The organism is Jannaschia rubra (assembly GCF_001403735.1).
In the GTDB taxonomy this organism is placed as follows: domain Bacteria; phylum Pseudomonadota; class Alphaproteobacteria; order Rhodobacterales; family Rhodobacteraceae; genus Jannaschia; species Jannaschia rubra.
Genome location: NZ_CXPG01000021.1, coordinates 210,907 through 227,592 on the forward strand (window position 1 = coordinate 210,907; position 16,686 = coordinate 227,592).

A 16,686-nucleotide genomic window follows, 5' to 3' on the forward strand; every position below is an offset into this window, starting at 1 on the left:
GAAGGCCCCTTGTCACCCCGCCGGAACAGTCCCGACCCAGAGGGGCAAGATCGAAGCCTAGAGGCGGCGCGGCGCACCGGGCAACAGCTCCCGTAAGCTGGACCTAGCGCCCCATGGCCACTGGCCCTATCGAATGGCGCCGATCCATGCGCTTGTTCCATAATCGCGCGGGCCGCGCCGCCCCCCGCGCCCGTTCCGCCGAGGAGTAGATTCCATGGACACCCTGACCCCCAATGACATGTCCGCCATCGTCGAGGCCGACCGCGCCCACGTCTGGCACCATCTTCTGCCCCACAAGCCGCTGGAGACGAACGACCCGCGAATCATCGTCGAGGGCAAGGGGATGCGCGTCTGGGACCAGCGCGGGAAGGAGCATCTGGACGCCGTTTCGGGCGGCGTCTGGACGGTGAACGTGGGCTATGGCCGGACCGAGATCGCCGATGCCGTGCGCGACCAGCTAGTCAAGATGAACTATTTCGCCCAGTCCGCCGGGTCGATCCCCGGCGCCCGCTTTGCCGAACGGTTGACCGAAAAGATGCCGGGGCTGACGCGGCTCTACTATGCCAACTCGGGGTCGGAGGCGAACGAGAAGGCGTTCAAGATGGTCCGGCAGATCAGCCACCGCCATCACGGCGGCCGCAAGTCCAAGATCCTCTACCGCGACCGCGACTATCACGGAACGACCATCGCCTGCCTCTCGGCGGGCGGCCAGCAGGAGCGGAACGCGCAATATGGCCCCTATACGCCGGGCTTCGTCGAGGTGCCGCACTGCCTTGAGTACCGCAAGGCCGACCAGGGCTGGGGCGACGTCGAGGATTACGGCCGCCGCGCCGCCGACGCCATCGAGGAGGTCATCCTGCGCGAGGGCCCCGACACCGTAGGCGCGCTGTGCCTGGAGCCGATCACCGCGGGCGGCGGCGTCATCGTGCCCCCCGAAGGATACTGGGCCCGCGTGCAGGAGATCTGCGAGACATACGACATCCTGCTGCACATCGACGAGGTCGTCTGCGGCGTGGGCCGCACCGGCACCTGGTTCGGGTATCAGCATTACGGCGTGAAGCCCGATTTCGTCACCATGGCCAAGGGGGTGGCCTCGGGCTACGCCGCCATCTCCTGCTGCGCCACGTCGGAGCGGGTGTTCGAGATGTTCAAGGACGCGCCGGACGATCCGATGCACTACTTCCGCGACATCTCGACCTTCGGCGGCTGCACCGCCGGGCCCGCCGCCGCGCTGGCCAACATGGACATCATCGAGCGTGAGGATCTGCTGGCGAACTGCACCGCCATGGGCGACTACATGCTTGACGGGCTGCATGCGCTGGCCGACCGGCACCGCGTCATCGGACAAGCACGCGGTAAGGGGCTGTTCCTCGGCGCGGAACTGGTCGCAGACCGCGACACCCGGGAGCCTGCGGCGGAAAAGAAGGTGCAGGCCGTGGTGGCAGATTGCATGGAGCAGGGCGTCATCATCGGCGCGACCAACCGCTCGGTGCCGGGCCACAACAACACCCTGTGCTTCAGCCCCGCCCTGATCGCCAAAAAGGACGACATCGACGCGATCCTGTCGGCGGTCGACGGCGCCCTGGGCCGCGTCTTCACCTAGGGTCTTGCCCGCACGGCGCGCGCGTCTATCTGTCCCGGATGGATCCGCGCCCCGCCATCTTCTGGCTGTCGGCCATCGCCTGCGGCATCACCTGCGCCACGCTTCTGACGGCGGCGCTCGTCTGGCTCGACGTGGGCGGGCTGGGGCATCTGGTCGAGACGGTGTCGGGCGGGACCATCGCGCTCTGGGTGCTGTGGTTGGCGCTCGTGTCGCTGTTCGTCCCGGCCTGCGCCGCGATGGCGCTGTGGCAGGGGCGGGAGTGAGGGCTTCCTGAGTCCAGCCGGGTTGGCGTATAAGTCCAATCCATGCCTATCGCCGTCGAACAGTTCATCCTCGACCCCGCGTACCGCGGCACCCTTCAACGCCAGTTGCAGGAGATCGTGACCGCCGGCATCCTGGCGGGCCGCTTCCGCGCGGGGGAGCGGATGCCCTCGTCCCGGGGTCTGGCCCGGCACCTCGGCATCAGTCGGATCACCGTGACGCTGGCCTACACCGACCTCGTGTCGAACGATTACCTGTCGTCGCGCGGCCGCTCCGGATTCTTCGTCAGCGAAAGCGCCCCCCGTCCGCTCAGTTTCACGCCCCCTGCCCCGGCGGAATCGCGTGTGGACTGGTCGCGCGCCATCGGCCAGCGGTTTCCGCCCGCCGAGATCATGCTGCGGCCCGAGGATTGGCGCAGCTATCGCTATCCGTTCATCTACGGGCAGACCGATCCGCGCCTGTTCGACCATCAGAACTGGCGCAAATGCGCGTTGCAGGCCTTGGGCGCGCGCGATTTCGCGGCGCTGACCGAAGACAGCTATGGCCGCGACGACCCCTTGCTGGTCGATCAGATCATCCGCCACATCCTGCCTCGACGCGGCATCGTGGCGGAGCCTTGGGAAGTTCTGGTAACGCTGGGCGCGCAGAACGCGCTCTGGATGCTGGCGCAGGTCCTGCTGACGCAACGGCGGACGGCGGCGATGGAATACCCCTGCTACCCCGCCCTGCGCGAGATCCTGACCCAGTCGCGCTGCATCGCGACCGAGGTGCCGGTCGATGTCCATGGCCTGCCCCCCGCCGACGTCCCCGCGGCGACCGACGTGGTCTTCGTCACCCCCTCGCACCAGTGTCCGACATCGGCCACCATGCCCGTCGCGCGGCGGCGGGAGTTGCTGGCGCGGGCCGAAACGCATGACTTCTTGATCGTCGAGGACGACTACGAGTTCGAACTGGCCTTCACGTCCTCACCCACACCCGCGCTGAAATCGCTCGATCGCGGCGGCCGCGTCGCCTATCTGGGCAGCTTCGCCAAGTCGCTGTTTCCGGGGCTGCGGCTGGGCTATGTCGTGGCGCCCGAGCCGCTGATCCGTGAGCTTCGCGCCCTGCGGTCGCTGATCGTGCGCCATGTCCCCGGCCACATCCAGCGCGCCACGGCCTACTTCCTGGCGCAGGGGCACTACGACGCGCAGGTGCACCGTATGGCCCGCGCCTACCGCGAACGCCGCGCGGTGACCGAAGTAGCGATCCAGACCCACGGCCTGACCGTCGCGGGGGCGAGCGGCTTCGGCGGCTCGTCCTTCTGGATGCGCGCGCCGCCGGGGGTCGAGGCGGCCGAACTGGCCCGGCGCCTGCGCGCGCGGCAGGTGCTGATCGAACCGGCGGGCGTGTTCTTCGGAGCGGGGCGCGACCCCGGCACGCACTACCGTCTGGCCTATTCGTCGATCCCGGTGGACGACATCCCCGAAGGCATCCGCCGCATCGCGCAGGAAGGCGTGGCCATGGCCTTCGGCGCCTGATCTGGCCTTAGGGCGGGTCATGTGCTGGACCTAACGCCGTCTGGACCGACCCCCTAGTGTCGCGCCAGACCATCGACCGGGGCGGACTGCCCCATGTCCGACAGATCGGGAGGAGCCCCCAATGAAGATGACGACCGAGGAAGCCTTCGTCAAAACCCTTCAGGCGCATGGAATCCGCCATGCCTTCGGCATCATCGGGTCGGCCATGATGCCGATTTCAGACATTTTTCCCAGTGCCGGCATCACCTTCTGGGACTGCGCGCACGAAGGGTCGGCGGGAATGATGGCAGACGGATACACGCGCGCCACCGGCGAGATGTCGATGATGATCGCCCAGAACGGACCGGGCATCACCAATTTCGTCACCGCCGTGAAGACTGCCTACTGGAACCACACGCCGCTTCTGCTGGTCACGCCGCAGGCTGCCAACAAGACCATCGGCCAGGGCGGATTCCAGGAAGTCGAGCAGATGAAGCTGTTCGAGGACATGGTCGCCTATCAGGAGGAGGTCCGCGACCCGACCCGCGTGGCCGAGGTTCTGACCCGCGTGATCGCCAAGGCCAAGCGCCTGTCGGGCCCCGCGCAGATCAACATTCCCCGCGACTTCTGGACCCAGGTCATCGACATCGAGATCCCTGACCCGGTCGAGTTCGAGGTCTCGCCCGGCGGCGAGAACTCCATCGCCCGCGCGGCGGAAATCCTGTCGAAGGCCAAGAACCCCGTCATCCTGAACGGCGCCGGAGTCGTGCTGTCGGACGGCGGAATCGCCGCGTCGATGCAACTGGCCGAGCGTCTGGATGCGCCGGTCTGCGTCGGATACCAGCACAACGACGCCTTTCCCGGCGGCCACCCCCTGTTCGCCGGCCCGTTGGGCTACAACGGCAGCAAGGCGGGCATGGAGCTGATCCGGGACGCGGACGTGGTGCTGTGCCTCGGCACGAGGCTCAACCCCTTCTCGACCCTGCCCGGATACGGCATGGACTACTGGCCGCAGGACGCGAAGATCGTGCAGGTGGACATCAATCCCGACCGCATCGGCCTGACGAAGAAGGTGACCGTCGGCATCGTGGGCGACGCGGCCAAGGTGGCGACGGGCATCCTCAACCGGCTGTCCGACGACGCGGGCGACGCCGGGCGCGAGGACCGCAAGGCCCGCATCGCCCAGACGAAATCGGCCTGGAAGCAGGAGCTTTCGTCGCTGGACCATGAGGAGGACGATCCCGGCACCACCTGGAACGAGCGTGCCCGCGCCGCGCGCCCCGACTGGATGTCGCCGCGTCAGGCATGGCGCGCGATCCAGTCCGCCCTGCCCCGCGAGGCGATCATCAGCAGCGACATCGGCAACAACTGTGCCATCGGCAACGCCTATCCCGACTTCGACGAGGGGCGGAAATACCTGGCACCCGGCCTGTTCGGCCCTTGCGGTTACGGCCTGCCCGCCATCGTGGGCGCCAAGATAGGTCGGCCGGACGTGCCGGTCGTGGGCTTTGCGGGCGACGGGGCCTTCGGCATCGCGGTCAACGAACTTACCGCCATCGGCCGCGACGAGTGGCCCGCGATCACGCAGATCGTCTTCCGCAACTACCAGTGGGGCGCCGAAAAGCGGAACTCGACCCTGTGGTTCGACGACAATTTCGTGGGCACCGAACTGGACATGAAGGTCAGCTATGCGGGCATCGCGCAGGCCTGCGGGTTGAAGGGCGTGCAGGTCCGCACGATGGATGAGTTGACCGAGGCGCTGAACACGGCGATCAAGGAGCAGATGGAAAACGACATTACCACCCTGATCGAGGTCATCCTGAACCAGGAACTGGGCGACCCGTTCCGCCGGGACGCCATGAAGAAGCCCGTGCGCGTGGCCGGGGTCAACCGGAACGACATGAACGTCGCCGCGGAATGACCTGTCCCTGCCCGATAAAGGCGGCGCCATGACCTCGCCGCTCGCCACCCTGCGCGACCGCGCCCGCGCCACCCCGCGCCACATCGTCCTGGCCGAGGGCACGGATCCGCGCGTGCGCGAAGCGGCGCGGCGCGCGGTGGCCGAAGGGCTGGCGCGCGTGACCATTCTTGCGCCCGAGGGGACCGAAGCACCGGAGGGCGTGACCCTGCGCGACCCGGCGACTGCCGATACCGAGGCGCTGATCGACGTCTGGATGACCGCCCGCGCCCGCCGCCACCCCACCCGCGACGACGCGGTGGTCGCCGTGCGTGATCCGCTGACCCATGCGGCGCTGATGGTGCGCGCGGGGCTGGCCTGCGGCACCATCGCGGGCGCCGTCGCCACGACTTCCGAAACGGTCCGCACGGCGTTGCAGGTGATCGGCACCGCGCCCGGCGCGCCGCTGGTCAGCAGCTTCTTCCTCATGGTGCTGCCCGACAGCCATCCGAAGCGCCCGGGCGCGCCGATGATCTTCGCGGATTGCGGACTGGTCATCGACCCCGACCCGGAGCAACTTGCCGCCATCGCACGGCAGTCGGCGGCCTCGGCCCGCGCGCTTCTGGGGGTGGAGCCGAAGGTGGCGATGCTGAGCTTCTCCACCAAGGGCAGCGCGCACCACATGGCGGTCAACAAGGTGGTCCAAGCCCTCGACCTTCTGTCCGACGCGCCCTTCGACGTGGACGGAGAGCTTCAGTTCGACGCCGCCTTCGATGCCGGCGTGGGGGCGTCCAAGGCGCCGGGCAGCCCCGTGGCGGGGCAGGCCAACGTGCTGATCTTTCCGGACCTCGACGCGGGCAACATCGGCTACAAGATCGCGCAGCGCATCGGGGGCGCGACGGCCATCGGCCCTGTCCTGCAAGGGCTGGCGAAACCCGCGAACGACCTGAGCCGGGGCTGCACGGCGGACGACATCATCGACATGATCGCCGTCACCTCGGCCCAGGTGGAGGCGCGCGAATGAACCAGCCGGTCCTGGACCTGTCGCCCCAAGTCTCGGACGAGATCCGCAAGACGACCTGCTACATGTGCGCCTGCCGCTGCGGCATCGACGTGCACATCAAGGACGGCAAGGTCGCCTATATCCAGGGCAACCGCGACCATCCGGTCAACCGCGGCGTCCTCTGCGCCAAGGGCAGCGCCGGGATCATGCAGCACAACGCGCCGTCCCGCCTGCGCGCGCCGATGAAGCGGACGGGTCCGCGCGGGTCGGGTCAGTTCGAGGAGATCGGCTGGGACGAAGCCTATGCCATCGCAGAAGGCTGGCTGCGCCCGATCCGCGAGACGGCGCCGGAAAAGCTCGCCTTCTTCACCGGCCGCGACCAGTCGCAGAGCTTCACGTCCTGGTGGGCGCAGGCCTTCGGTACGCCCAACTATGCCGCCCACGGTGGGTTCTGCTCGGTCAACATGGCGGCAGGCGGCATCTACACCATGGGCGGCGCCTTTTGGGAGTTCGGGCAGCCCGACTGGGACCGGACCAGGCTGTTCATCCTGTTCGGCGTGGCCGAGGATCACGACAGCAACCCGATCAAGATGGGGCTGGGCAAGATCAAGAAGAACGGCGCCCGCGTGGTCGGCGTGAACCCGGTCAGGTCGGGCTACAACGCCATCGCCGACGACTGGTTCGGGATCACGCCGGGCACCGACGGCCTGCTGATCCTGTCGCTGGTGCATTGCCTGATGAAGGCCGGCAAGATCGATCTTGAATACCTGCGCGACTTCACCGACGCGCCGGTTCTGATCGACGCGGACCCGGCGTCGCCCAAGCACGGCCTCGCCCTGCTGGACGACGACGGGCACAAGCTGGTCTGGGACCGCACCGAGAAGCGCGCCCGCTGCTACGACGCGCCGGACGTGAACCCCGATCTGGCCGGCGTGTGGGTGGTCGACGGCATCCGCCACCGCACCGTGTTCCAGCACATGGCAGAAAAGTACCTGTCGCCCGAATACGCGCCCGAAGCCGTGGCCGCACGCACCGGCATCGCCGCCCCGCGAATTCGCGCGCTTGCCGCCGAGATCGCGCGCGTGGCCTTCGACGAGGCGATCGAGCTTCCGATCCCCTGGACCGATTTCCGCGGCCGACGACACGAGACGATGAAGGGCCGCCCCGTGGCGATGCACGCCATGCGCGGCATCAGCGCCCACGCCAACGGGTTCCAGACCTGCCGCGCGCTCCACCTGCTCCAGATCATCATCGGCAGCGTGGAGACCCCCGGCGGCTTCCGGTTCAAGCCGCCCTACCCCAAGCCTGCCACCGCGCACCCCAAGCCCCACCGCCGCCACGCGCCGAACGCGCCGCTCGACGGTCCGCACCTGGGTTTTGTTCACGGGCCGGAGGATCTGGCGCTTCGCGACGACGGAACGCCCGCGCGCATCGACAAGGCCTTCACCTGGGAAAACCCCATGTCGGCGCACGGGATGATGCACATGGTCATCTCGAACGCGCACGCGGGCGACCCCTACAGGATCGACACGCTGTTCATGTACATGGCGAACATGGCGTGGAATTCGTCGATGAATACCTCCGGCACCATGGCGATGCTGTCCGACACGGATGAGAACGGCGACTACGTCATCCCGCACATCATCTATTCCGACGCCTATTCGTCCGAAATGGTGGCTTATGCCGACCTCATCCTGCCCGATACGACCTATCTGGAACGCCATGACTGCATCAGCCTGCTGGACCGCCCCATCTGCGAGGCGGAGGCGGCTGCCGATGCGATCCGCTGGCCGGTGGTGGAGCCGGACCGCAACGTGCGCGGGTTCCAGTCGGCGCTGATCGACCTGGGCGCGCGGCTGGGCCTGCCGGGTTTCGTGAACGACGACGGCAGCCAGAAGTTCGCGGATTACGCCGACTACATGGTGCGCCACGAACGCCGACCCGGCATCGGCCCGCTGATGGGTTGGCGCGGCAACGGTGAGGAGACGGGGCGCGGTGCGCCGAACCCGCAGCAACTTGACCGCTATATCGACAACGGGGGCTTCTGCGTCGCGCACATCCCCGAGGCGGCGCAGTTCTACAAGCCGTGGAACATGGCGTATCAGGAATGGGCGGTCGAAATCGGTCTGTTCGACAAGGCGTCCCCCTATCTGTTCACCCTCTGGTGCGAACCTCTGCGCCGGTTCCAGCTGGCGGCGGAGGGGCATGGGTCCATCCAGCCCCCCGACCATCTGCGCGACCGCATCCGCGCCACGATGGACCCGCTGCCCATCTGGTATCCACCCGGCGGCGCGGAGGATGGCGAATACACCGTCCATGCGCTGACACAGCGGCCGATGGCGATGTATCATTCCTGGGGCGGCCAGAACGCCTGGCTGCGGCAGATCCATGGGCACAACCCGATGTACCTGCCCACCGACCTGTGGGAGCGGCACGGATTTGCGCAGGGCGACTGGGCGCGCATCGCCTCGCCGCACGGGAACATCACCGTTCCGGTGGCGCATATGCCCGCACTCAACGGCAACACGATCTGGACCTGGAACGCCATCGGCAAGCGGCGCGGGGCCTGGGGCCTGCATGACAATGCGCCCGAGTCGAACGAGGGGTTCCTTCTCAACCATCTGATCCACGAGCTGATGCCCCCGCGCGGCGACGGAATGCGCTGGTCGAACTCCGATCCGATCACGGGTCAGGCGGCCTGGTTCGACCTGAAGGTGAAGGTCGAGAGGGTCGTGGCCCCCGCCGACCGCGTGACCCGCCCCGACACCGGCGCGCAGGCAAGCCCCGTGGGCAAGGGGCCGGACGAACTGGCATGGGTGGTGAAGTGACCGCCCCGGAAGGAAACGCCGCATGACCGCCCTGCCGGAGGCCACCACGAAAAAGCTGGGCCTGGTCATCGACCTCGATACCTGCGTCGGCTGTCATGCCTGCGTCATCGCCTGCAAGGGGTGGAACACGCAGAACTACGGCGTGCCGCTGTCGGATCAGGACCCCTACGGTCAGGCCAGCGGAACCTTCCTGAACCGCATCCACAGCTATCAGGTTCAGCCCGCGACGGGCGCGGCGCAGACGACGCATTTCCCGAAGTCCTGCCTGCATTGCGAGGATGCGCCCTGCGTCACGGTCTGCCCCACCGGCGCCAGCTACAAGCGGGCCGAGGACGGGATCGTGCTGGTGAACGAGGATGCCTGCATGGGCTGCGGCCTCTGCGCCTGGGCCTGCCCCTACGGCGCGCGGGAGGTGGACGAGGCGGCGGGCGTGATGAAGAAATGCACGCTCTGCGTCGACCGCATCTATAACGAGACGCTGCCCGAGATCGACCGGCAACCCGCCTGCGTGCGGACCTGCCCCGCGGGCGCGCGCCACTTCGGCGACCTGGGCGACCCCGACAGCGACGTGTCGCGCCTGGTGGCGGACCGGGGCGGCCTGGACCTGATGCCGGAACAGGGCACGAAGCCCGTCAACCAGTATCTTCCGCCGCGCCCCCGCGACACGCTGGACGACGTGCCGGAGGACGTGCTGGCCCCCTTCCTCGCCCCCGTGGACGAGACGCCGCAGGGGTTCCTGGGCTGGCTCGACCGCGCGCTGGAAAAGCTCTGATGCAGCCCGCGCCCTCCGTCATCATCTTCTCGACGCTGTCAGGCGCGGGCTTCGGCCTGCTGTTCTTCCTCGGGCTGGGCTTGCCCGTCGTCACCGGGGGCATCGCCTTCGGCTTCTACCTGATCGCCTATGTGCTGGCGGTCGGCGGGTTGCTCGCCTCGGTGTTCCATCTGAAGAACCCCAAGAACGCCTGGCTCAGCTACAGCCAATGGCGCACGTCATGGCTGTCGCGCGAGGGGTGGGCGGCGGTTCTGGCGTTGCTCGTCATGGGCGTCTTCGCTCTGTTTCAGGTGTTCTTCGGCGTCACCCTCGCGCCGCTCGGATGGCTCGGCGCGGCGCTGTCGCTGACGACCGTCTTCACCACGGCGATGATCTACACCCAACTGCGGACGGTGCCGCGCTGGAACCAGCCCGCGACGCCCGTCGTGTTCCTGACCGCATCGCTGGCCGGGGGCGCGCTTCTGTCGAACAACCCGATGCTCGCCGTGATCCTGTTGATCCTGCTGGGCGCGGCGGTCCTGTTCCACTGGTGGAAGGGCGATCGCCGCTTCGCCGAGGCTGGATCGACCATCGGCACCGCCACGCAACTGCGCGGCCGCGTCAGCCTCTGGGAAAAGCCGCACACGGGCGAAAACTACCTGACGCGTGAGATGGTGTTCCGCGTCGCGCGCAAGCACGCCGTCAAGCTGCGCGTGATCGCGCTGGTCCTGATGACGCCGGTGCCGGTCGCGCTGATCCTGCTGTTCGGGGCGCATCACCTGCCGGTGGCGCTCGCCGTCCTGTCCTATGTGGCGGGCGTCTTCGCGCAGCGTTGGCTGTTCTTCGCGGAGGCCGAACACGTCGTCGGCCTCTACTACGGCGCCCACACCGGCCGGCAGGTCGCCTGAGCGGTCAGGGATAGAGGTCCGCGAACTTCGTCTCCAGATAGGCCAGCAACGGCTCGGGCGATGGCGCGTGCCCCGTGGCATGTTCAATCGTCTCGGCGGGCCCGCGCAATGCCCCGAAGCGTTGCAGCCGGTCGCGCAACCAATCCGTCGCGGGCGATGGATTGCCCCGTCGCAGTGCGGCGTCGAGGTCGGGCACATCCCGCCGCACCGCCTGCATCAGGCCGCCCGCGAACAGGTTGCCCAGCGAATAGGTCGGGAAATATCCCATCAGCCCCACCGACCAGTGCACGTCCTGAAGAAATCCATTGGACGGTCTGTCGACGGCGACGCCGAAGTCGGCGGCAAAACGGTCGCTCCAGGCAGCTTCCAGATCGGCCACCTGCAGGTCGCCCAGGATCATCGCACGCTCCAGATCGAAGCGCAGCATGATGTGCAGGTTGTACTGCACCTCGTCCGCCTCGGTCCGGATATACCCGGGGCGCACGGCGTTGGCCGCGCGATAGAACTCCCGCTCCGACGCGACGCCGATGTCGCCGAAAGTGTCGCGCATCCGCCCGAACAGCCAGCCGCAGAACGCCTCGGACCGGCCCATCTGGTTCTCATAGCTGCGCGACTGACTTTCGTGCACGCCCATGGACACGCCTTGTCCGATCGGCGTCAGCAGATGCTCCGCCGCGACGTTCTGTTCATAGGCGGCGTGGCCGACCTCGTGGATCGTCGAATAGAGGCAATTGAACGGATCTTCCTCGTCCACCCGCGTCGTGATCCGCGCATCCAGCCCGCTGCCCGAGCTGAAGGGATGCACCGCCAGGTCCAGCCGCCCCCGCTGCATGTCATAGCCGAAGGCGCGCGCGACCTCGGCCGCCAGCGCCATCTGCCCGGCGGCCGGAAAGCGGCCCGACAGCGCGGGCGCGGGGCCGCCCGACAGCGCGCGTTCGCGCAGGGCGACCAGGCGGGGGCGCATGGCGTCGAACATCGCGGCCATGTCGGCGGCGCTGCCCCCCGGCTCATAATCCTGCATCAGCGCGTCGTAGGGGTCGCCGCCATCGGCCAGCGCCGCACCTTCCTCGCGCCGCAGACGCAGCACTTCGGCCAGCACCGGCAGGAAGGACGCGGCATCCTGGGTCGCGCGGGCGGTGGCCCATTGCCCCTGCGCCAGCGAGGTGACGCGCGCCAGTTCGGCGGCCAGCCGGGCGGGCACCTTGCGGTTGCGCTCGAAGGTCCGGCGTACCTCGCGCAGGTTGGCGCGGGCCACGTCGTCCGGGGCTTCGGCCGCCTCCAGCCACTCGCCCAGCCGGGGGTCGGTGCGGCGGGCGTGCAGCACCTCCTCCAGCGCGGCCATCTCCTCCGCCCGCTGGGGCGCGGCGCCGCGCGGCATCACCGTCTCCTGGTCCCAGCCGGTGCGGGCGGCCACTTCGGCCAGCGCCTCGGTCGTGCGCTGGAACGCCATCAGGTCGTCGTAGGCGGTCATGGTCTCAGGCCCTCACCGATTGGGGCAGCGGGTATTTCGCCCGATGCCGCGCGCGCACCGCCAGCGCCAGCAGGATCACCGCGCCGAACTGATGCAGGATCGCGAGATACCAGGGCGAGGAATGCATCACCGTCACGATGCCCAGCACCATCTGCACGATCGCCATGTGCATCACGCCCATGAAAGCCAGCGTCGTCTTGCGGTTGGCCGACCGGCGCGACACCCACCAGACGCCGACGATCACCGCGAACAGGATGTAGCCCGTGATGCGGTGGAAGAACTGCACGGTTCCGTCATTCTCGAACAGGTTGCGCCACCACGGCTCCAGATCCCACATGCCGGGCGGGGTGAAGCCGCCGGCCATGAGCGGCCAGTCGATGTAGTTGCGCCCCGCGTCGATCCCCGCCACCAGCGCGCCCAGCACCACCTGAAAGAACGTGAGCCCGATGAGCCAGGACCCCGCCCGCACCAGCCGCCCCTCCGACAGGCGGCGGGCCTGCATCAGCGCCCCGCCGGGCCGCGACATCGACAGCATGTACCAGGCGATCAGCCCGAGGATCACGAAAGCCAGCCCCAGATGGACGGCCAGCCGGTAGGAGGCGACCGACAGCATGGTGCCCGTCAGGCCCGACGACACCATCCACCAGCCGATGACCCCTTGCAGCCCGCCCAGCACGCCGAGCGCCAGGAACTGCCCCGTCCACCCCACCGGCATGCTCCGCGTCACCAGCAGGCCGAAGAACCCGATGGCCCAGACCAGCCCGATGATCCGGCCCAGTTGCCGGTGGCCCCATTCCCACCAGTAGATGAACTGGAACTCCGACAGCTCCATCCCCTTGTTGAGAAGCTGGTACTGCGGAATGACGCGATACTTGTCGAACTCCGCCTGCCAGGCTTCGGCCGACATGGGCGGCAGGGCCCCGGTCACGGGGCGCCATTCGGTGATCGACAGGCCCGAGCCCGTCAACCGCGTCAGCCCGCCCACGGCGATCATCGCCACGACCAGCGCGAACAGGACGGCGAGCCAGACGCGCGCCGCGCCGCGCGATCCGCGCCGCGCGGCGTCGATCGCGCCGCCGCGGGCCGCGGGGCGTTCCGCCGTGGTGACTTCCTCGAATATCGGACGTTTGGCCATGTCGCTTCCCCTTCGTCGGGCGTGACGTATCGCGTCAGCCCCGCTCCTTCCAGCGCACCATCTGTCGCATCATCCCGTGGAACGTCTGCACGTCCGCCCGCGTCAGCGGCAGCCGCGACCAGAGGTTCCTCAGATGCCGCTTCATCGCGGGCGCCTTGCCTTCGGGCCAGAAGAACCCGGCGGTGTCGAGCGTCCGCTCGAAATGCTCCGACAGGGCGGAAACCTCGGCCTGCGTGGCCCATTCGGTGCCTGCCATGGCCGTGCTGACCGGCACCTGCGCGGCGCAGGCCCGGCGCCATTCGTAGGCGATGAGCAGCACGCATTGCGCCAGGTTCAGCGACGCGAAGGCCGGGTTCGTCGGCACCGAGACGATGGCATTGGCCAGCGCGATGTCGTCGTTCTCGAGCCCCGTCCGCTCCGGCCCGAACAGGATGGCGACGCGTTCGCCGCGCAGGCCCCGCGCGCGGGCCTCGGCCATCGCCGCCTCGGGCGAGTAGACGGGTTTCGTCAGGTCGCGGTCGCGCGCCGTGGTGGCGAAGACGAAGCTGCAGTCGCCCACCGCCGCGCCTGTGTCCTGCGCCAGCATCGCCGCGTCCAGCACCCGCCCCGCGCCCGAGGCCAGGGCAACCGCGCGTTCGTTGGGCCAGCCGTCGCGCGGCGCCACGACGCGCATGTGATCCAGCCCGAAGTTGAGCATCGAGCGCGCGGCCGCGCCGATGTTCTCGCCCATCTGCGGGCGGACGAGGATGAAGGCCGGGGGGGTATCCGTCATGATCCGCGCCCTACCCCGGCCCGGCTTGCGGTGCAATGTCCGGCCCGCTAATCCGGGCGGCAACCAGGGGAACATGACCATGACCGAGACACCGCAGATCTACCTCGTCACCCCGCCCGAGATCGACGCCGCCTTCGCAGACCGCCTGTCGGCCGTGCTCGACGCGCGGGACATCGCCTGCCTGCGCCTTGATCTGGCGACACGGGACGAAGACCGGGTGATGCGCGCGGGCGATCTCTGCCGCGAGGTCGCGCATCGCTTCGACGTGCCGATCGTCGTCAGCGATCACGTCGCCCTCGTGCAGTCGCTGGGCCTCGACGGCGTCCATCTGACCGACCCGCGCCTGACGCGAAAGCTGCGCACCGATTGGGGACCGGACCCGATCATCGGGGCCTTCTGCGGCACCTCGCGCCACGACGGGATGGCGGCGGGCGAGGCCGGCGCCGATTACGTCGCTTTCGGTCCCGCCGGCCCCACACCCCTGGGCAGCGGCGAGCGGGCCGATCCCGAACTGTTCCAATGGTGGTCCGAGATGATCGAGCTTCCGGTCGTGGCCGAAGGCGCGCTCGACGCCGACACCATTGCCACGCTGGCGCAATCCACCGATTTCATCGCCCTGGGCGAGGAGATCTGGTCCAGCGACGACCCGGCCGCCGAACTGGCCCGCCTGACGGCAGCCTTCACCGCCTGACCGTCAGATGGTCCGGGGATCGCGGGGGGCTGGCCCCCCGCCTGCCGCCAGCAGACCCGACTCCCGCATTCCGTCGCGCACCGCCCGTTCCGCCGCCCGCGCCAGCGCCTTGCGGTCGCCGTGGTCGGCCACACGCAGCGGCGGGTGATAGATGACCTCCACCCGCCCATGGCGCGGCGCCGCGAGCATCCGCAGCAGATGCTCCCCGAACCCCTGCCCGCCCCACCAGCCATAGAAGGTCGCAGGCTCCCCCGGCGGCGCGTGATAGGCAAGCGTCACGGGCTGCACCTGCATGTCCGGCAACCCGTCCGAGAAGAAGGCCGCGAACAGCGTCGTCTTGAACGGCAGCACGCGCAAGCCGTCGGTGCTGGTGCCCTCGGGAAAGAACAGAAGCCTATGGCCCACGCGCAGCCGTTCCTCGAACACCGCCTTCTGCTGCCGGGCGTCGCGCGGGTCGCGGCGGATGAAGACCGTGCCCGTCGCCCGCGCCAGCCAACCGATGCCGGGCCAAGCGGCGACCTCGGACTTCGAGACGAAATAGATGCGCTTCGACGCGTTGAGCGCGAAGATGTCGAGCCAGGACGAATGGTTCGCCACCACCGCGCCCGTGCCGCGCATCACGGCGCCCTGCACCTCGCGCCGCAGGCCGATGATGACGAAGGCGCCCTTGCAGACGCCCTGCGTGATCCAGGGCGTCACCGAACGGCGCAGGCCGAACAGCGGCCGTTCGACCAGCCGCAGGAGAATGAGCAGAAGGAGACCGCCGAACACCAGCATCGCCAGCGCCGTGCCCCGCAGCGCCACGCGCAGCCAGGCGCCGGCCGTCATGCGGGGCGCGGGCGGGTCGATCCCGTCGTCCCAGGTCACGAGCCGTCGCCCGTCCATGCGCCCGCGAAGGCCGGCAGGCGGACCCGTGCGAGGTCGAGCACCATGCAGACGTCGACAGTGTTGAAGGCCCGGTCCACATAGGCGCCGTCGCCCACCCAGGCCCCGGCCCTCAGGTACGACTTGACCAGCGCGGGCACCTCGCCCATCGCGGCCCTGGGTGCCTCGCCCGTGACGGCGATGGCGCCCGGCCCGCGTGCGACGGGGCGCAGGTTCGGGGGTGCCAGCGCCTCCTGCCGGAGGCGGCGCAGGGCGGGCATGTGGCGGACAGGATCGGCGCCGGGGAAGGACGCGGCACCAACGGCGAAATCGACCTTGCGCGCACGAAGAACGTCCAGCATCCCCTTGAAAAGGATGAAACCTGCCGTGCCTCCGCGATAGTCGGGGTGCAGGCAGACCCGCCCCGGCTCGGCCAGCCGCGGCCCTTGGCGCTCGAGGACCGACAGGTCGAACTCGCGCGCGGTCAGGTCCGCGCCATCGGCGATCCGCAGGGTGGCCACGACGCCCAGGTCGGTGCGGGCGGGGTCGTGCAGGATCAGGTGGTCGCAGGCGTCGTCGAAGGCATCGCCCTCGGCCTCCGGCGTGGTCGCGCCCATCTCGTCCACGAAGACCGCGTGGCGCAGGGCGCGGGCGGCGCGCACCTGCTCGGGGTCGCGCGTCAGGGACAGGGTCAGGCGGGACATGGGCCGCTGCCTACGGCGCGCGCCGCCCCCGCGCAACCGCCGGCGACGTAGGGGAATTCGGGTTGGGTCAACCTTTTGGTAACCATTCCCGTGCGATCCGGAGATCAGTCATAGACGGGGACCAGCGCGATGACATTTCCATCCAGCACCAGCTTGCCGGTATTCTCGAAGTTGACGGTAATCCGCGCACCGATGACGGACTGCACCTGCCCCACGCCCCAGTCGGGTTGCGCGGGATGGCGGACCAGCATACCCGGCTCCAGAAACGAATTGAGATCCTGCATGACTCTGACCCGCCGATG

15 protein-coding genes are annotated in these 16,686 nt (G+C 68.8%); 9 read left to right on the top strand and 6 right to left on the bottom strand.

Annotation, left to right across the window (positions count from 1 at the left end):
* Positions 1-214 precede the first annotated feature (214 nt).
* The 8 genes from JAN5088_RS14555 to JAN5088_RS14590 all read left to right on the top strand — a co-directional run bounded on the left by JAN5088_RS14555 (position 215) and on the right by JAN5088_RS14590 (position 10,747).
* Positions 215-1,603, top strand: coding sequence for an aminotransferase family protein (locus JAN5088_RS14555; protein WP_055683548.1), 1,389 nt, complete (start codon positions 215-217; stop codon positions 1,601-1,603).
* Between the two features lie 38 nt (positions 1,604-1,641).
* The gene (locus JAN5088_RS14560) at positions 1,642-1,866 is read left to right on the top strand and encodes a hypothetical protein (protein WP_055683549.1); all 225 of its coding nucleotides are present in this window, start codon (positions 1,642-1,644) and stop codon (positions 1,864-1,866) included.
* Between the two features lie 42 nt (positions 1,867-1,908).
* Positions 1,909-3,381 carry a MocR-like pyridoxine biosynthesis transcription factor PdxR gene (gene pdxR / locus JAN5088_RS14565; RefSeq protein ID WP_055683550.1) on the top strand — a complete coding sequence of 491 codons (1,473 nt, stop codon included), beginning with the start codon at positions 1,909-1,911 and terminating at the stop codon, positions 3,379-3,381.
* 121 nt (positions 3,382-3,502) lie between these two features.
* On the top strand, positions 3,503-5,281 hold the full coding sequence (gene xsc / locus JAN5088_RS14570) for a sulfoacetaldehyde acetyltransferase (RefSeq protein WP_055683551.1): 1,779 nt from the start codon (positions 3,503-3,505) through the stop codon (positions 5,279-5,281).
* A 28-nt stretch (positions 5,282-5,309) separates the two neighbouring features.
* Positions 5,310-6,281 carry a phosphate acyltransferase gene (locus tag JAN5088_RS14575; protein ID WP_055683552.1) on the top strand — a complete coding sequence of 324 codons (972 nt, stop codon included), beginning with the start codon at positions 5,310-5,312 and terminating at the stop codon, positions 6,279-6,281.
* On the top strand, positions 6,278-9,088 hold the full coding sequence (locus JAN5088_RS14580) for a molybdopterin oxidoreductase family protein (protein WP_055683553.1): 2,811 nt from the start codon (positions 6,278-6,280) through the stop codon (positions 9,086-9,088). Before JAN5088_RS14575 ends, JAN5088_RS14580 begins: the two co-directional genes overlap by 4 nt.
* A 22-nt stretch (positions 9,089-9,110) precedes the next feature.
* Positions 9,111-9,860 (top strand): 4Fe-4S dicluster domain-containing protein, encoded by a 750-nt coding sequence (locus tag JAN5088_RS14585; protein WP_055683554.1) that lies wholly within the window; start codon positions 9,111-9,113, stop codon positions 9,858-9,860.
* Positions 9,860-10,747, top strand: a complete 888-nt coding sequence (locus tag JAN5088_RS14590; protein WP_055683555.1) for a dimethyl sulfoxide reductase anchor subunit family protein — start codon at positions 9,860-9,862, stop codon at positions 10,745-10,747. The genes JAN5088_RS14585 and JAN5088_RS14590 overlap by 1 nt, the downstream gene beginning before the upstream one ends.
* A 4-nt stretch (positions 10,748-10,751) precedes the next feature.
* On the opposite strand, the gene JAN5088_RS14595 is transcribed toward JAN5088_RS14590, so the two are convergent.
* From JAN5088_RS14595 to JAN5088_RS14605, 3 genes are read right to left on the bottom strand one after another with little or no spacing between them, the layout of a single operon-like run.
* Positions 10,752-12,218 (bottom strand): carboxypeptidase M32, encoded by a 1,467-nt coding sequence (locus JAN5088_RS14595; protein WP_055683556.1) that lies wholly within the window; start codon positions 12,216-12,218, stop codon positions 10,752-10,754.
* Positions 12,219-12,222: 4 nt separating this feature from the next.
* Positions 12,223-13,353 (bottom strand): heme A synthase, encoded by a 1,131-nt coding sequence (gene ctaA, locus JAN5088_RS14600; RefSeq protein WP_055683557.1) that lies wholly within the window; start codon positions 13,351-13,353, stop codon positions 12,223-12,225.
* A 34-nt stretch (positions 13,354-13,387) separates the two neighbouring features.
* Positions 13,388-14,125 carry an RNA methyltransferase gene (locus JAN5088_RS14605; RefSeq protein ID WP_055683558.1) on the bottom strand — a complete coding sequence of 246 codons (738 nt, stop codon included), beginning with the start codon at positions 14,123-14,125 and terminating at the stop codon, positions 13,388-13,390.
* A 73-nt stretch (positions 14,126-14,198) separates the two neighbouring features.
* Here JAN5088_RS14605 and JAN5088_RS14610 point away from each other — a divergent pair, with 73 nt between their 5' ends.
* The gene (locus JAN5088_RS14610; protein WP_055683559.1) at positions 14,199-14,816 is read left to right on the top strand and encodes a thiamine phosphate synthase; all 618 of its coding nucleotides are present in this window, start codon (positions 14,199-14,201) and stop codon (positions 14,814-14,816) included.
* A gap of 3 nt (positions 14,817-14,819) precedes the next feature.
* Here JAN5088_RS14610 and olsA read toward each other — a convergent pair whose 3' ends face one another.
* From olsA to JAN5088_RS14625, 3 genes are all read right to left on the bottom strand, one after another.
* A complete protein-coding gene (olsA, locus tag JAN5088_RS14615) occupies positions 14,820-15,683 on the bottom strand; it encodes a lyso-ornithine lipid O-acyltransferase (protein ID WP_503089867.1) in 864 nt (287 codons plus the stop codon).
* Entirely contained in the window at positions 15,680-16,384 is a 705-nt protein-coding gene (locus JAN5088_RS14620; RefSeq protein ID WP_055683561.1) for a GNAT family N-acetyltransferase, read from the bottom strand. Before JAN5088_RS14620 ends, olsA begins: the two co-directional genes overlap by 4 nt.
* 104 nt (positions 16,385-16,488) lie before the next feature.
* Entirely contained in the window at positions 16,489-16,668 is a 180-nt protein-coding gene (locus tag JAN5088_RS14625) for a DUF3553 domain-containing protein (protein WP_055683562.1), read from the bottom strand.
* Positions 16,669-16,686 lie beyond the last annotated feature (18 nt).

Bases quoted from the DNA above. Each gene is read 5' to 3' on its own strand.
- JAN5088_RS14555 (WP_055683548.1), top strand. From the start codon at position 215: ATGGACACCCTGACCCCCAATGACATGTCCGCCATCGTCGAGGCCGAC.
- JAN5088_RS14560 (WP_055683549.1), top strand. From the start codon at position 1,642: ATGGATCCGCGCCCCGCCATCTTCTGGCTGTCGGCCATCGCCTGCGGC.
- pdxR (WP_055683550.1), top strand. From the start codon at position 1,909: ATGCCTATCGCCGTCGAACAGTTCATCCTCGACCCCGCGTACCGCGGC.
- xsc (WP_055683551.1), top strand. From the start codon at position 3,503: ATGAAGATGACGACCGAGGAAGCCTTCGTCAAAACCCTTCAGGCGCAT.
- JAN5088_RS14575 (WP_055683552.1), top strand. From the start codon at position 5,310: ATGACCTCGCCGCTCGCCACCCTGCGCGACCGCGCCCGCGCCACCCCG.
- JAN5088_RS14580 (WP_055683553.1), top strand. From the start codon at position 6,278: ATGAACCAGCCGGTCCTGGACCTGTCGCCCCAAGTCTCGGACGAGATC.
- JAN5088_RS14585 (WP_055683554.1), top strand. From the start codon at position 9,111: ATGACCGCCCTGCCGGAGGCCACCACGAAAAAGCTGGGCCTGGTCATC.
- JAN5088_RS14590 (WP_055683555.1), top strand. From the start codon at position 9,860: ATGCAGCCCGCGCCCTCCGTCATCATCTTCTCGACGCTGTCAGGCGCG.
- JAN5088_RS14595 (WP_055683556.1), bottom strand. From the start codon at position 12,218: ATGACCGCCTACGACGACCTGATGGCGTTCCAGCGCACGACCGAGGCG.
- ctaA (WP_055683557.1), bottom strand. From the start codon at position 13,353: ATGGCCAAACGTCCGATATTCGAGGAAGTCACCACGGCGGAACGCCCC.
- JAN5088_RS14605 (WP_055683558.1), bottom strand. From the start codon at position 14,125: ATGACGGATACCCCCCCGGCCTTCATCCTCGTCCGCCCGCAGATGGGC.
- JAN5088_RS14610 (WP_055683559.1), top strand. From the start codon at position 14,199: ATGACCATGACCGAGACACCGCAGATCTACCTCGTCACCCCGCCCGAG.
- JAN5088_RS14620 (WP_055683561.1), bottom strand. From the start codon at position 16,384: ATGTCCCGCCTGACCCTGTCCCTGACGCGCGACCCCGAGCAGGTGCGC.
- JAN5088_RS14625 (WP_055683562.1), bottom strand. From the start codon at position 16,668: ATGCAGGATCTCAATTCGTTTCTGGAGCCGGGTATGCTGGTCCGCCAT.